General features: G+C 43.8%; 14 protein-coding genes and 3 pseudogenes. 10 read left to right on the plus strand and 7 right to left on the minus strand.

Translation table 11 applies throughout. The annotated features are described in order from the left end of the window. Positions 1–130 precede the first annotated feature (130 nt). From groES to B9D94_RS31390, 4 genes are all read left to right on the plus strand, one after another. On the plus strand, positions 131–412 hold the full coding sequence (gene groES / locus B9D94_RS04760) for a co-chaperone GroES (protein ID WP_006212454.1): 282 nt from the start codon (positions 131–133) through the stop codon (positions 410–412). Between the two features lie 61 nt (positions 413–473). Beyond that, positions 474–2,102, plus strand: coding sequence for a chaperonin GroEL (gene groL / locus B9D94_RS04765; RefSeq protein ID WP_006212453.1), 1,629 nt, complete (start codon positions 474–476; stop codon positions 2,100–2,102). A gap of 642 nt (positions 2,103–2,744) precedes the next feature. Continuing rightward, complete coding sequence (locus B9D94_RS04770; RefSeq protein ID WP_148246536.1) at positions 2,745–3,065, plus strand: hypothetical protein; 321 nt, start codon at positions 2,745–2,747, stop codon at positions 3,063–3,065. Between the two features lie 384 nt (positions 3,066–3,449). Then, the gene (locus tag B9D94_RS31390) at positions 3,450–3,647 is read left to right on the plus strand and encodes a hypothetical protein (protein ID WP_231887933.1); all 198 of its coding nucleotides are present in this window, start codon (positions 3,450–3,452) and stop codon (positions 3,645–3,647) included. Between the two features lie 929 nt (positions 3,648–4,576). On the opposite strand, the gene B9D94_RS04780 is transcribed toward B9D94_RS31390, so the two are convergent. Further along, complete coding sequence (locus tag B9D94_RS04780) at positions 4,577–4,804, minus strand: hypothetical protein (RefSeq protein WP_063477683.1); 228 nt, start codon at positions 4,802–4,804, stop codon at positions 4,577–4,579. 411 nt (positions 4,805–5,215) lie between these two features. Between B9D94_RS04780 and B9D94_RS31395 the strand changes: the two are divergent. Continuing rightward, positions 5,216–5,430, plus strand: a pseudogene (locus B9D94_RS31395) (hypothetical protein). Between the two features lie 70 nt (positions 5,431–5,500). On the opposite strand, the gene B9D94_RS04790 reads toward B9D94_RS31395, so the two are convergent. Then, complete coding sequence (locus B9D94_RS04790) at positions 5,501–5,893, minus strand: DinB family protein (protein WP_253806106.1); 393 nt, start codon at positions 5,891–5,893, stop codon at positions 5,501–5,503. A gap of 107 nt (positions 5,894–6,000) precedes the next feature. Here B9D94_RS04790 and B9D94_RS04795 point away from each other — a divergent pair, with 107 nt between their 5' ends. The 3 genes and pseudogenes from B9D94_RS04795 (at position 6,001) to B9D94_RS30870 (ending at position 7,613) form a co-directional block, all read left to right on the plus strand. Then, positions 6,001–6,162, plus strand: coding sequence for a phage terminase small subunit-related protein (locus B9D94_RS04795; RefSeq protein WP_006212446.1), 162 nt, complete (start codon positions 6,001–6,003; stop codon positions 6,160–6,162). A gap of 359 nt (positions 6,163–6,521) precedes the next feature. Then, positions 6,522–7,135, plus strand: a pseudogene (locus B9D94_RS04800) (DEAD/DEAH box helicase family protein); the annotation flags it as partial. 340 nt (positions 7,136–7,475) lie between these two features. Then, positions 7,476–7,613 (plus strand): hypothetical protein, encoded by a 138-nt coding sequence (locus B9D94_RS30870; RefSeq protein WP_172963889.1) that lies wholly within the window; start codon positions 7,476–7,478, stop codon positions 7,611–7,613. Between the two features lie 131 nt (positions 7,614–7,744). On the opposite strand, the gene B9D94_RS04805 is transcribed toward B9D94_RS30870, so the two are convergent. Beyond that, on the minus strand, positions 7,745–8,341 hold the full coding sequence (locus B9D94_RS04805; protein ID WP_148246537.1) for an ATP-dependent DNA ligase: 597 nt from the start codon (positions 8,339–8,341) through the stop codon (positions 7,745–7,747). 242 nt (positions 8,342–8,583) lie between these two features. Here B9D94_RS04805 and B9D94_RS04810 point away from each other — a divergent pair, with 242 nt between their 5' ends. Beyond that, positions 8,584–8,880, plus strand: coding sequence for a hypothetical protein (locus B9D94_RS04810; protein WP_006212440.1), 297 nt, complete (start codon positions 8,584–8,586; stop codon positions 8,878–8,880). Between the two features lie 829 nt (positions 8,881–9,709). Next, positions 9,710–10,083 (plus strand): annotated as a pseudogene (locus tag B9D94_RS04820) (YolD-like family protein). A gap of 586 nt (positions 10,084–10,669) precedes the next feature. Here B9D94_RS04820 and B9D94_RS04830 read toward each other — a convergent pair. The 4 genes from B9D94_RS04830 to B9D94_RS04845 form a co-directional block, all read right to left on the minus strand. After that, a complete protein-coding gene (locus tag B9D94_RS04830) occupies positions 10,670–11,887 on the minus strand; it encodes a sialidase family protein (protein WP_172963905.1) in 1,218 nt (405 codons plus the stop codon). Positions 11,888–11,935: 48 nt separating this feature from the next. Next, entirely contained in the window at positions 11,936–12,301 is a 366-nt protein-coding gene (locus B9D94_RS04835; RefSeq protein WP_006212436.1) for a hypothetical protein, read from the minus strand. Positions 12,302–12,392: 91 nt separating this feature from the next. Next, the gene (locus tag B9D94_RS04840; protein WP_063477677.1) at positions 12,393–13,493 is read right to left on the minus strand and encodes a glycosyltransferase family 4 protein; all 1,101 of its coding nucleotides are present in this window, start codon (positions 13,491–13,493) and stop codon (positions 12,393–12,395) included. Continuing rightward, the gene (locus tag B9D94_RS04845) at positions 13,490–14,710 is read right to left on the minus strand and encodes a glycosyltransferase family A protein (RefSeq protein ID WP_253806107.1); all 1,221 of its coding nucleotides are present in this window, start codon (positions 14,708–14,710) and stop codon (positions 13,490–13,492) included. The genes B9D94_RS04840 and B9D94_RS04845 overlap by 4 nt, the downstream gene beginning before the upstream one ends. Positions 14,711–15,139: the final 429 nt, after the last annotated feature.

The following is a 15,139-nucleotide window of genomic DNA, read 5'->3' on the forward strand; positions in this document are numbered from 1 at the left end:
GCAAAGGACTTGAAATTTTGAGACAACTTGAGTATCATAAAATTGGTTGTTAGCACTGAGGCTTGTCGAGTGCTAATACATAAAGCTTTGAAAAAAGCATCACAACATATTTAAAGGAGGCTATTTTTTCATGATCAGACCTTTAGGTGAACGCGTATTGGTAGAACCGATCGAACAAGAAGAAACTACGGCATTCGGGATTGTACTTCCTGACTCCGCTAAAGAAAAGCCGCAAGAAGGTAAAGTTATTGCTGTAGGCAGTGGCTCCCTGAAAGACGGCGCTCGTGTACCTTTGGAAGTTAAAGAAGGCGACCGCGTTATTTTCTCCAAATACGCTGGAACAGAAATCAAATACGAAGGTAAAGAATATTTGATTATGAAAGAAAGCGACATCCACGCGATCTTAGGCTAATGAACGCCTGAATATATCATGTTCCAATATTCATTAATCCACTAGGGAGGTATGTAATACCATGGCAAAAGACATTAAGTTCAGTGAAGACGCCCGTCGCGCAATGCTTCGAGGTGTAGACGCTTTGGCAAATGCAGTTAAAGTAACACTCGGACCGAAAGGCCGTAACGTGGTGCTTGAGAAGAAATTCGGAAGCCCGCTCATCACGAATGACGGTGTAACCATCGCTAAAGAAATCGAGCTGGAAGATGCATTCGAGAACATGGGTGCTCAGCTCGTTAAAGAAGTAGCTACCAAAACAAACGATGTTGCTGGTGACGGTACAACGACTGCAACGGTTCTGGCGCAAGCCATGATCCGCGAAGGTCTGAAGAACGTAACAGCTGGTGCAAACCCAATGATTATCCGCAAGGGTATCGATAAAGCGGTTAAAGCAGCGGTTATTGAGCTTCAAAACATCGCAAAAGAAGTGAAAAACCATCAGGAGATCGCTCAAGTCGCTTCCGTATCCGCAGCTGACGATGAAGTAGGTCAACTGATTGCAGAAGCTATGGACAAAGTGGGTAAAGACGGTGTTATCACTGTTGAAGAATCCCGCGGCTTCTTGACGGAGCTTGAGGTTGTAGAAGGTATGCAATTCGACCGCGGCTACATCTCTCCATACATGATTACGGATACGGATAAAATGGAAGCTGTTCTTGAAAATCCATACATCCTGATCACGGATAAAAAAGTAACCAACACGCAAGAGATCCTGCCGATCCTTGAAAAAATCGTACAACAAGGCAAACCGCTTGTTCTGATTGCAGAAGACATCGAAGGCGAAGCGCAAGCGATGCTGATCGTGAACAAACTGCGTGGAACATTCAACGCGGTTGCTGTTAAAGCTCCTGGCTTTGGCGATCGTCGCAAAGCCATGCTGCAGGATATCGCTGCATTGACTGGCGGCCAAGTGATTACCGAAGAGCTCGGTCTTGACTTGAAAACAGCTTCCATCGATCAATTGGGTACAGCTCGTCAAGTGCGCGTAACCAAAGAGAACACAATCATCGTGGATGGCGCTGGCAACAAAGAAGACATCGATGCTCGCGTGAAGCAAATCCGCAACCAATTGGAAGAAACCACTTCCGATTTCGACAAAGAGAAACTGCAAGAGCGTCTGGCTAAATTGGCTGGCGGCGTAGCAGTTATCAAAGTTGGTGCGGCTACTGAAACGGAATTGAAAGAACGCAAACTGCGCATCGAAGATGCCCTGAACGCAACTCGCGCTGCGGTTGAAGAAGGTATGGTGTCCGGTGGTGGTACAGCGCTCGTGAACGTATACAACGCTGTTTCTGCTGTGGAAGTACAAGGCGATGAGAAAACAGGCGTAAACATCGTTCTGCGCGCTCTGGAAGAGCCAATCCGTACGATTGCAGCCAATGCTGGTAAAGAAGGCTCTGTCATCGTAGAGCGTCTGAAAAAAGAAGAGATCGGTATCGGCTACAACGCTGCTACAGACGAGTGGGTGAACATGTTCGAAGCAGGTATCGTTGACCCTGCGAAAGTAACGCGTTCCGCTCTTCAAAACGCAGCTTCCGTTGCGGCTATGTTCCTGACAACCGAAGCGGTTATCGCTGACAAGCCAGAACCAGAAAAACCAGCTATGCCTGATATGGGCGGCATGGGCGGTATGGGCGGCATGATGTAATAAGGGCCTCAAAAGCCTGCCATATCAATGAAAAAGAGACCTCTCGGGGTCTCTTTTCTTGTATAAGGTCACAACAAGGTCACATTCCTTGCGAGGAGAGGCCAGCTAGGATGTCTGAAAATTGAATGTTCATCTTGCTCATCGTGACCGACGCGTTCTTCGGCTTGTTTTTTCGTATCTCCTCAACGTTTGATTTGATATTGCGTTTTCCGGTGACAATCCTTTATACATCCCCACTTAAATCCTTGTTTATTTTTTGCTGGTACCTTGAAAAAAGCTAGCCACTATTCCATCGACCTCCTAAAATAATATTAATTGCTCAAGTATCGTCTCTTAATAATGGGAAAATAACAATTTACGGGATCCCAAAGCCGTCTGTCTTATTGGAAAACTGCAATCATATCCCATCGGTAGACGAGTCCATGGAAATGCGTAGAGGATATCTGGACCAGCTCAACAGGGATGCTATGGAAAGGATACCTCAGCTTTACTGGATATCTTAAGGATGAGATCCCTGGGAAGTATTTCATGATGAACGATGGATCGGGAACAGTCGTGTTCCTCAGTGTTCAGTGGAACTAAAACAGAAGCTGGCACGTGAGTGGGTAGAATCAAGGTACGGCCCTGATGAAGCCTTGATATATGTCGGCAATTGATTGGATGGAAATACATCGTATGGAGGCCATACAGCGCGGTTGGCCTTATGAAGTAAAAGCAATGATGACGGAAGTCCCATATTGGGACAAACACGAAATGCTTAAGGCTCTAAAACAGGATGGGATACGCAAGCCACGACTTTATGATATGGGATTCGCTCATAACAACTGCGGTGGATTCTGTGTACGAGCTGGACAGGGACATTTTATAAATCTGCTGCAAAAAAAACGGGATTTATATCTATTCCACGAACAGAAAGAGCTTGACATGCAAGAATATCTCGGGCGTACTGATGTTTCCAGGTAAAGGGCGATGAGGAAAAATTAACCCTTCGTCAGTTACGCGAGGAATGGGAGTCTGGACTAGGAAACCAAATTGACTTGAACGACTTAGGTGGATGCGGTTGTTTCGCATCCGATGCTTAACCCTTGGGGAGAGTAATCCTCCCAAACTATATACGAAATAGGTTTACCAATTAAACGCAATCCAAAGAAAACCATAGATAAATGCAAAGCAACCCAATATACCAAGTGCTGAGGCAAGTAAAATTATTAGAACCACCTTTTTACCGCTCAAAAAAACACCTCCAGAAAAGTGAAAAGCCCCCCTAATCCTTGGCTGGGGCGGGGGTCAATCGATAATATATTCCTCTCAACGATTATATCACAAAGGGGATTGAGGGGACTGGCGATGTCATGGGGGCAAGGGGAACTCTTTCCAACAGCGAATGAAGCGGAGATCCAGCGCACAAAATTCCTGCTCGGAAAATATAAAGAGATGATAATGCTCATGCAAGATTTTGAAAAATTCGAAAAAGAATTAAGGCAAGTGGCTATTGATGGTGAAGCAGCTCGCCGCATCGACCAGGAGGATCTGCATGCTGATTAGACGGCCAATGCTACGATTCTGATCGAAAAGTAGCGTTGGGTGTATCAGCGGTACCAGTTTTATACTCATCAGCTTCGCAGGGCTTTCAGTTTGATCCAGGACGATGAGGCAAAGAGAGCTGTCGATTACATGTTCATGCAAGGTTACTCTCCTACAAGGAGACGCTGCTGTTTTTCCGGCATGGTCTAAGTGACAGCACCATTCGGCGGAAGATATCTGAAGGCACTGAAAGCATGGCAAACAGTATGAAACTCATGGGGTTCTTTGAGCAGGATGACGCGGAGTTTTAGTGAGCATGAAAAAAATGAGTAATTTCCATTGATTTCTTAGTCCAATTCAATTTTAGCCACCTTCATATAATGTATTAACTCTTTTATGGGAGGAGGAATATCTCATGAGACATCATCATAAAAAAGTTATTGTTGTTATCCTTAAACCTGGGCAAATAGCAGTAGTTAAGTGCGAAAAGCACAGAAAACATCGTCGCTTATAATTTTTTTTGTCGGTGGACCTTATCTTAAGATAAGGTCCACTACCACTTTTCAAAGGGTTCATATTTCTTAATTAATGGTTTGGTTTGTTCCCTTTTTTGACTCTAAAATGAACACAACCTGAACGTAATTTTGACCGTATGTTGAGCACCACATGACGGTTTTTCCGTGATAGTATGTAAGCATAGAAAAAGGCGAGAATGACACACACCGCTGCATGAATGCGGCATATGACCGGGGCGTAACTCTTCTCGCTTTTTCTATTCAGTATTTTATTACTGGAACTAATTGCTGGATGAGATCGGGCCGCTGTATGAAGACATAAAAGTAACGAAGCCCATTTTCTTAGATATCAAACTCAATGACCACTTTCATTTCTTTGTTCAGAATAAATCATTAAATGTGTAATAGCAAAATAACAAGAAACTGGAAGGTTATCTAATACATCTGAGGTAATGGAGTTCCTGGAGGTCTCCACCAAGATTCAACAGTTCTCCAAGCAGTATCATAATCGTAGCCTTTTCCCATTAAATATCCAATGGCAACTGCTTCTGTTAATGCATGTTGATACCCAAGGTAGTGGGCTTCTCGTAATCCATGTCTAACAGCCGGGCTTATGGTTGCAAGAGTTTGATGTTGAAGATGTTGTTGATTAGTCATATTCATTTTGTTACTCCTCACTTTTAATAAATGATTTGTAATAATTTATGAGGGTATAGGTAGAGGCGGAACATGTCCTTTAAATATTTCAAGTGAGATTGTGAGGCTGCTCGTTCAACTAATGGAACACGATAACTCAATAAATCAGATTAGCAATTACAAATTCAAATTTGGCTACCGAGGACTAATTGGATAGTAAAGATATTTGAACTGACTCGGAAACCTTTATTGTTTAGAGGTAAACGTCTAATTTGGGCGGTTTTTCTTATGTTAAGGCAAATTAAAAGGAGGACGCTGTAACGTCCTCCCCATAGACCAGGGTATCCCCCGGCTGAGATAGCGGCCCGCCGCGCGCGGCATTTATCGACTCCGCCGCTATCTCGCATTCCATCATAACGGAAAGCCGAGGGAACGACAATGGGAACACCTGAGAATAAGGATTTGCTTATGCAGCATGAGCTCGCAGTCATGGAAGGTATCCTCGAGAGCAAGGGCAATACCGGAAGATCGTCAAGGCAGGCATAGCCAAGTGGGTAAAGGACTTTCAAGATGGCCGGATTGAGATCAAGACGGTGGATGACCTGAAGAAGCTGATTGAAATAGATATTGAGATACAGAAAGACACATTCTAAGCTGTCAGAAAAGAGGCCCTGAAAAGCCATTTAGTCGGGCAATTACTCCGATTTGTCCCACATGATAAGTCTAGTGATCGAACACATGATGAAATATCCAGCGTAGAGTTGGAGGAGAGGGCGGTTGCCAACCATCGGAATATGTAGGTAGCGGGATAGCCGGATCATTCTCAAGATAATGGATTGAATTGAGTTTGAGATCAGTCTGTTTCCGAATGTCTATGTAGGCTTGTAAAAGCTGCTGGGGGCTTTCAATTTTTCGAGGTAATTGTAGCTCTGTCTTCGAAGCAACAACATTGATCCATTCATCTTCGCTACGAGCGATATGTTCAACGATCCAAGCTATTGAGTTAGGGTGATCGGGGTGTGCTCCATACCACTGTTCTACGGTCAGTTCTTTTAAGTACGGAATTAATGTCTTTCTTACATCATTTCGATAGGGGAAAAAAGTTGCAAGGTTCATATGATTCCTCCTGATAGATTTGTTCATTCTGGTTAAGTCTATCAAAACCTATAGTGGCGTCAAGGAGCATTGAGCAATTGATATATCGGGGGTGGTGATGGTGTAGCATGGCTGGAGAGAGAAGTCCCGAACGGGACAAGGCAAAACTGATGTGGCTGGGGAACGGCGGGACGATGAAGCTAAAGGACATCGCTGCTGCTCTTTCTATTGGGGAGACTCAAGTTCGTAAATGGAAGTTCCAGGACAAGTGGACTGCCCGATTTGAATAGTAACGTTACCAATGAATCGAAAGGTAACGTTACTAAACGTGGCGCTCCCAAAGGGAACAAGAACGCTGTCGGTAATCGCAGCGGAGCACCCCCGTGCAATAAAAGAGCAGTTGGTAAAATAAGGGCGGGTCTGGAGGACCGCCAAGAAACAAGAAGGCCGTTACAACGGGGGAGTATGAAACGATTTGGCTTGATGCTTTGGGCGAAGATGAGCGGGATCTGGTGATCAAGTAGATACTGATCCAATTCAACAGGCGGATGAAGCGATAAAACTGCTGTCTATCCGTGAGCGCCGGATGCTTCAAGCCCTGAAGGAGATTACAGAGCGGCATAGAGCGAAGCAAACGGAGCGTTAGCCGATGAGTAAGCCGTATAACGTTGTTACTGATTTGCTTGATCTATATTGGGATGACCCGGTTGCTTTTGCTGAAGATATGATGGGCTTTGATCCAGACGATTGGCAGTGTGACGTCATGATGGATGTCACTCAGTTCCCGAGGACCAGTGTCCGCTCTGGTCAGGGTGTAGGGAAGACGGGCCTTGAGGCTGCATTGGTCATTTGGTTTCTGTGTTGCCGTCCGAATCCCAAAGTGGTATGTACGGCGCCAACCAAACAGCAGCTGCATGAAGTTCTTTGGGCCGAGGTGTCCAAGTGGCTGGAGAACTCCATGGTGAAGAATCTCCTGAAGTGGACCAAGACCAAGGTCTATATGATAGGCCATGAACAGCGGTGGTTTGCAACGGCCAGGACGGCCAACAAACCCGAGAACATGCAGGGTTTCCACGAGGATTACATGCTTTTCATTGTTGATGAAGCATCGGGTGTGTCCGATCCCATCATGGAAGCCATCCTTGGTACGTTGTCCGGTGCTGAAAATAAACTGTTGATGTGTGGAAACCCGACTCGAACGAGTGGGTTTTTTTTTATGATTCGCACAACCGGGACCGTAGTCGTTTCCGTTCTCATAAAGTGGATATTGGTGGCGGCGGTGCTGCTTATTGTATCGGCAGCTGGAAATGTGTTCGGGTTTGAAATTTCCGAGGAATTAAGCACAAATATTACCGGGTTAGCGATGCAATCCTCGGCCTCCTGGTGATCCTCGGGATCATCTCCAATCCCAAAGAGGGAACAGGATACACCGATAAGGAAGACAAACCGAAAACGAACAAGTTTCTGTAAAAAGCGGGACCCTACCGGCTACGTGCTGGTAGGATCATTTTGCGTTCATTTGTTTTATTTACCGCTTCGCCTTTACCAAGCCGCGATTAATTCATAAGCTATGATGTACTCTAAATTAAAGGAGGAAATACTCGTGAGTGAATTTGTAGGCGGAGTTGGCGCAGGTCCCTGTGCAGGTGGTTACGGTTTTGGTGGTGGAGGTATAGGAGCAATTTTGGTTCTTTTTATCTTGTTAGTGATAATTTCTAGTGCCTTCTGTGGTTGGATATAATAATAATCTATCACGGCTTTTATGCTCGGTTATACTCGCCTTAACATTAACGGTAGAACAGTGGTGTAATCCGATGGCATCGGTAAAAGAAGCCTGCTGGCATAGGCTGGCGGGGTTCTTTTATTTTCTTCTCATCCTAGTTCCGTTAATACTGGCGTCCGCAACAGCCCCGATTTGAACCAGTTTCTAAATTTAACCCGCCAAAGGCTATTCTTCCGCTTACCGACCATCCCTTCAAGTTTTCGTTTCACTATCTGATCAAACAATCCTTCTCCCGCACCTTCCACGAAGGGTATGACGCAGAAGTGCTGATTCGGCATACGTATGCCGGCAAGGATCTCTTTACGCTGCAGCAGCGGCATCTTCCGTAGGTCCTGATTTTTATACTGCAGGATATCGAACACCACATATGTTACTGGGGACGTCGCTACCAGATGCTTGATGCGTTGATCCTTACTAGCCTTAAACCGGGTCATGACTTCTTCAAAGTCCACGCCCTCTGGCCCTGTGCATGCTACCTCACCATCCAGGAGAATGTCATCATCAAACGGAACCAATAATTCGGGGTATTGTTGGGTACATTCCGTCTCATGACGTGTATAAAGCCGGATCCGGCCGGACTGTTGGGAGAACAGGAGCCTATGCTCGTCAATCTTTGGTTCGAATATATAGTGCGAATCTGAAAAAGGAGCTGGTGCGGTTGCGAGTAACATCGGATCAATAAACATAAACAACACCTCTTTACCGAATTATAGTGCTTGGCAATGTGATAGAGAGGTGGTAAGTAATGGTGGTAGCCTTGATGTCATCTAGCTTAGTTGCTCGAACAAATGGAAGATTCGACAAAACATTTAACATGATTATACCAAATTAAGGTTCTTTAAAACTATATACTCCAATAATATCCAAATATTACAATTGAAAACAAAGTTAATGTGAATTAACTTTATAAATATCGGGAGGTGTTAGTATGGTTAAGATGGGAAAAAAATTAGTAATATTCTCTTCGATCATTGCAGCTTTTATGACTGTAGCAGCACCAGTATCTGCAAGTTCTATCTCACAGACAGAATCTGAGATAACGCCTCAATATTGTAACCCATGTAAAGTAAAAGCAGGTTATATGTACCCGAAAAGCCAGTATAGCAGAGACTATTTTACGCCATTACATTACATTACTGTTGATGGAGTGGAGTACTTTTTTTGGTACATAGATGATGATAAATCTACAGCCACACATTGGTATACTGTTTGGAAAGAAGAATAACAAAAAAAACGTTGGGGTTTTGAATGCATAACCTTAAGGATTTTTTTGGAGTACACAATAAGGAAGAAAGCGTAAGTGTTTAGAATTACGAGAAGTCTCAAGAGTTCAAACCCTATCGGTTATACTGGTAGGGTTTTTTATTGATATTAGCCAACTTACACGCTGTATATCTGTGAGAGCTATGTATTTCTTTATTCAGAATTTTACAAATTAAAACGAACGGTGTGGTTCGATAGAATACCCTCCCAGTCCCCACCCCAAAGCCTAACATTAACCAACTTCAGTTTTTGATCGCCAAATCTAATTCTTTACCACACATATTTACTATTCGCCTTCTGTCCAAGAATTAATTTGCCAGTTACGTGCCTTTTCCTCCATTTTACATTGATAAAGGAACTAATGTTCGCATATAGTACAAACAAATGTTCTCGTAACAAGAGGTGGAATTAATAAGCATTGGTCTGAAGCCAGATGAATCAAAATTAGTGAAGGATTTTATCTTGTTACCTCTCTTGCTCGATGTGATGGAAAAAGATCAAGGTATCCTGTCCGCTGCAGCCTTAAAGATGCCTGTAATAACAAACACCATAATTAAACGACTGCAGAAAGCGGCACTAGCTGACTTGTCACAGGTACGTCAAGACATGCGTCGGCGAGGAATGAAGGTGTACGAGGAGCGAAAGACCCGTCTTGGGCGTGGAAGTTGAATTTTTATGTAGAGGATATCACCAAAAATTGTCCGTGCTTTGGGGGCTGGTTGAAGCAGAGATTGAGGAGAGGTCGTACACGTATTTGAGGTTCGATATCTCAGACAAGAGGGGAATATCAATTGACAACGCGCAAAAAGCTGGAGGGTAACAGGCTATGGGAATCAAGTCGGATGATGCTGCCAAAGCATAAGGAAACAATAATCCGCCGGCAGCTGGAGGAGGGCAGGAAAGATCGAACGACATTGGATCCACAGGAAATGGAATTAATCGAACAAGCGCTGGCTGAATCTTTTCATGAACACCGTGCCCTTACTGTAAGGCTGTTTGATGAGTATGAAGATACAGAGTTAACAGGTATTGTCGTACTGATCCACACGTTCAGACGGGAATCAAATTGTCCATAGCTGAAGGAGGTTGGCAATGGATCAAGATCGATGAGAATTGTTTCTGCTCACTGAACCTATTTTCAAAGAGGACGATGTGGCCTTATTAAAGGTCACAAAAAAAGTCACAAAAATTCCGGTCGAATATGAATACTGGCGATTGATTAATTTCGAGTGAGTCAAATTCGACTTTGATTTATACCTAAAATTTCAAAGGTGAACCGAAGCGAATTATAGTCAAATATGGGCGGCATGATGTAAGTAAGGCCTTAAAAACCTTATAATACCGCTATTTAAAAGGCTCCCGAAAGGGAGCCTTTTATTATAAATCACAAAAAAATCACATTCTCTGCAAAAATCAGAAATCAAGAATATCAGCGAAATGGCTTTTGATCTTCTCATCAGCATTTTTTCATCTTTTCAGTCGGAACCTCTGAATGAAAAAGGCATGGATTGATGCAGGACATGGTGGTAAAGATCCGAGGGCAGTCGGTAACTGGGCTGAAGGACAAGGATATTGTTTAGGTATCCTTGGGTAAACAGCGTCTTGCTGCCGAGTATGACGGTGTGCAGGTGTTGTTATCCAGATCAAGACCAAAGCGGTAAATAAAGCCGGAGCTGAGTAGTGCAATTTCATCCAAAGGATATATTGTTTTCAACCAGATTCCTTCTTTGACTTGGTCCCTCATCCCATGTTTATTGGTTATCGCCAAACCAGATGTTTTCAGTCCCTGTACGGGTGTCAGTCCAAGCTGTTACGAGCCGACCTGTTTGAGGAACTATCGCATTTCCGATGTAGTCCCCTATTACTTGTAACCCCGCGACACTAAACGAAGTTGTCGTAATACGGGTGTTGATGAACGTAGTTCCACCGTCCCTGGACGTGGCAAGAAATACGTCAAGATTCAGCGGACTTACCCGATTGGTGTAATAGGATACGAATACCGCTCCATCTGTTGGCGAGACGGTGATGGCCGGGAAAAAATTTTGGGATCCCACCGGACTGTTTGCGATGGGTTTAGGCGCTCCCCAGGTCTGGCCAAAGTCTGTGGAAATTGAGAGAAAGATATCGGAATAACCTTCACGATAATCTTGCCACACGGCATAGACGTTCCCTCGTGATGCTGGTGCATTAGAGATGTCCGCTGCAAGTGAAGGATACGTCAGGCAACGGAATTGATAACCAGGAAGCGGCGAGGGTACTACAACGACAGATGTTATTATAGTCTGAGCCGCAAATGTTGATCCCCCATCTTGTGAGATGCGAACGATAAATTCAGATGTTCCTGGAGGTTGCGTAATCCATCCTACAATGAGTATTCCATTTAACGTGATTGCGATACCAGGAAATTCTTCAAATACATTTACTGAAGATAGGAGCAATGGCCTTTCATACGAGTTTCCGCCATCTTGCGATCGATTGAAGAATATCGTATTCCCCGGGATGAATTGCGTGTTGTAATCATGCGTATAACCAGTATAAATGTTTCCAAAGAATGGGCTGGACCCAGCTTTATCGCTGATAACCACCACCTGATCGTCATTAACGAACTGTCCGAATCCTTGGTTCACGATGACAGGTGCTCCAAAAGATGAAGCGTTATCGTTAGAAATATAACTTACGATCGAACCGCTAAGTCCATCAGCATCAAAGGCGTGTGCTGCCACGACAAACGTATTAGGGAAAATATAATCAATATGAGGCGCTTCTATTCCAGCGAACCCAACTGGTAAGGGTAGCAACACCGTGCTCCACGTTGCGCCGGCATCGATAGACTTGTATAATCCAATATTTGGCGGACCTGCTCGAAAATCTACAGCCACCACCACCATAACAGAGGGGTTAAGCCAATTTACGGCGATGGTTGGCTCAAACTGGCTACTCGCACTTGGCGAGATTTGGATATTTACCATGGTCACCACCCTTGTTAACATGAAACTGATCATTCTTATTTTTTCAGATTACGGGTTGAGCTGCCCAATTTGAGTGAGTTCTTGCTGTAACACCTTTTGGTAATGAATAACATTGCCGGATGAATCAGTTCCGAATACGTTGATAACAGTGTCTGTCGGAACCGTCCCTGTCACAAGAAATTGGACCTCATATGAAGAGTTGCCAGCGATATTGAAATTAAGAATTTGGCTGGTATTTGCATTGATATTTAGCATATTGGAATAAATCAGCGCCTTACTCACCAAAGTATTCCACACGTAAATGTGATAAACCACATTAGATGAGAAACTGAGATTATCATTAGCAATGTTAATTACAATGTTCGAAGCATTAGGAGAACCAGTATTCGTAATCATGCCTGTTGTTAACGCCATATAACCACTGCCCTTCAATTAGTTTTTACTAGTATACGTATTTAGATCTCCGGGTTGTGTGGACAAAGCTATATAGCTATTAGCCTTTTTGTTATCTCAGTCTGTTTCTGTTAACTCGACGACCTTGGTCAAGATGATTCAACATGGTGCTAAACCGATTAGCATATACGCTACTGGAAAAATGCCTTTTGATATGAGCTTCTGCGTTAACGATCAGTTGCTCTCTCTCATTCTTGTTAGTCAACAGTGATATTGCCTCCAGAGTGGCTTCCTCTATTCTACCTTGAGTATAAAACTTACCCGTCTTGTTATGAGTGATAAATCGCCTAACCCCTCCTGAATCAGTAGACAGAACCGGGCAGCGGCACAACATAGCTTCAGCAACAGCATATCCAAATCCTTCAGAAATCGAGGTCGAAAGAAGGAATCCCCCTGAATCGCCAATGATGCTTAGATAGTCCGCCATAAGATCATGAGGTACGTTTGAGTAACGGATAAGACGAGCCTTGAGAGTTGGGTTATTCGCAAGTATCTCGTTAAAATCCTCAAGTTCTGCAGGATCGGCCATCGTTTCGTCTTCAAAGAGCCACAAATATAGATCTGGATACAAACCGATGAGCGTCTGTCCTAACAATAAAAAATCACGCCAATTTTTATTAGACTGTAAACGCCCCACCCAGCCTAAAATCGGGAAGGATTTTCTGGGATAGGCTGTATATCCGAAGTATTCCCAATCCAGAGGATCATCAAAACTGTATTGAGGGATTTCGGGATAGTTCGAACTCATGAGTTCTCTCAGTTGTTGATTATAAGGATAAAGTATTGCATCCGCGTGCTCATAAATTTGATCTTTGAAGGACTGCGTTAGAAGGAGCCGCTCTTCATGTCTTCCCAAACCCTGCAATTCAAAAATGAGTCGGCCGCTGTACCCAAAGCTTCTTAACTGTGCGAGCATGTTAATGTCAGAGCATACCGTTATTGCATCATAACCTTCGCGCTTAATGATTTCCCGGATGGTTTCCTTTTCACAAGTAACAAATGTCGTGATGTTCTTGATGTTGTTTCTGCCCTCCCCATCGAATTTATAGAGAAGATGGGATTCAACTCCGTGCGCTATCAACGCTTTGCTTCGAATCCGGTTTAGGGTCTCCATCCCTCCGCTCGGGTTGTAAAACATAAACAACACTTTCATGATGGATCACCAACGTGTTTAACCCTTTCTTCAAGTAAATGAACTAGATTATTGGTTCGGAACAATTCATTGGAAAGCACGGGCTTAATCAAATCCACGGTACGGTAACCAATGACCGCGTGATTATCCGTATAATACGTGGACCATATGTTATGGCCTGATTTATGAAGCTGGTTGATCAGAATTTGTAAATCCATTACATTCTGAAAACCTTTTAAATCGAGCAACATGGTAAAAGGAGTATGAAGACTTCGAACAGTAGCCAGAACAGCCACATCCTTCTCCCAATTCGGGTACGTTGCATAGACTGAACATGGATGCGGGATCTGTTTCAGGGCAGCACTCACATGTTGATCTGAAGAGAGGTCCAACACATAACATATATAGTTACTGAAAACTTGCTCATAGAGATTTTCAATTCGATCTATCGTTTCTTCCGAAACTTCACGCAGTGGAAGCAGAATACTAATTTCCGGGGCAATTCCCCTCCGCCTTCTTGCATCATGTCTGGCCAGATGATAAGCATATCGCCATTTCCGATGAGCATCCGTGGTCTTAAGTTGTGCTGAAACGCTGAAGGTCGAGTCCACCCGATATTCCATTAGCTCAACTGGAATATATTTGATGTCACAGTAGTCCGTGAGCTTTAGCCAATAATCATAATCCTCAACCGGAGCCAAACTGTAACCTCCTGGTACTTTCTTAGCGTAGCATGATTTATACATAAATGAGACACCAACGATGGAGGAGTCAAGCAGCGCCTCTTTGGGTTTCCCTTGATACTTACGCAATGCACTGAGTGCAACCTCATCGTTCAAAGGTTTATTGTCGTTATCAATTGATTGGAAAGAACTATACACCAGTCCCAGCTCCTCAGGGCCTTTCAGTAAGGCAGCACGGAGCACCTCCAAAAAATGCGGACCATAGATATTATCGCTCGATACCCAAGTCAAGAATTGGATTCTTCTATCCTTAAACAACTCTGCAAACCCCGTATTAAGTGCATGTGGAACTCCTTGGTTGATGGCGTAAGAGACCGTGTTCACTCGGGAATCGTTACCTACGAGAGACTGGACCAACGGTTCCATTTCGGGAGCCCCATCGATGACAATGACCATTTTAAACTGCTGGATTGTTTGGTTCAGCACGGAATGAAGTGCCGCTTTCAGGAATTCAGGCTTTTGCTTATAAAGAGGCATGACAATCCCCAAATCCACCAAGGCTTTCACCACTTCCCTTAAGGATTTATTAACAGTGTATTGAGGCCTTTAGTCCTTGCTTGTGCGAATAACCATCTATGTATCACTAAAATGCTCTTAGTTTAGAAAACGATAGGTTTCATTGTTCTTGAATCGATGAATAAGTGGCCGAGCAGCTTATTTTTACATTGATAAAAGAATGAGTGTTCGTATATAATACAAACAAACGTTCTCATAACAAGAGGGGGAATATCAATTGACAACGCGCAAAAAGCTGAAGGGTAACGGGCTATGGGAACCAAGTTGGATGATGTATAAGGAAACAATAATCCGCCGGCAGCTGAGAAGAGGGGAGGAAAAGATCGACCAACGTTGGATCCTCAAGAAATGGAGTTGATCTAACAAGCACTGGCATGAGAACTCCTTGAGTGCTAGTAGGGGTCAGAT

The sequence above is a fragment of the Paenibacillus sp. Cedars genome (assembly GCF_003184205.1).
Taxonomy (GTDB): Bacteria; Bacillota; Bacilli; order Paenibacillales; family Paenibacillaceae; genus Paenibacillus_AQ; species Paenibacillus_AQ glucanolyticus.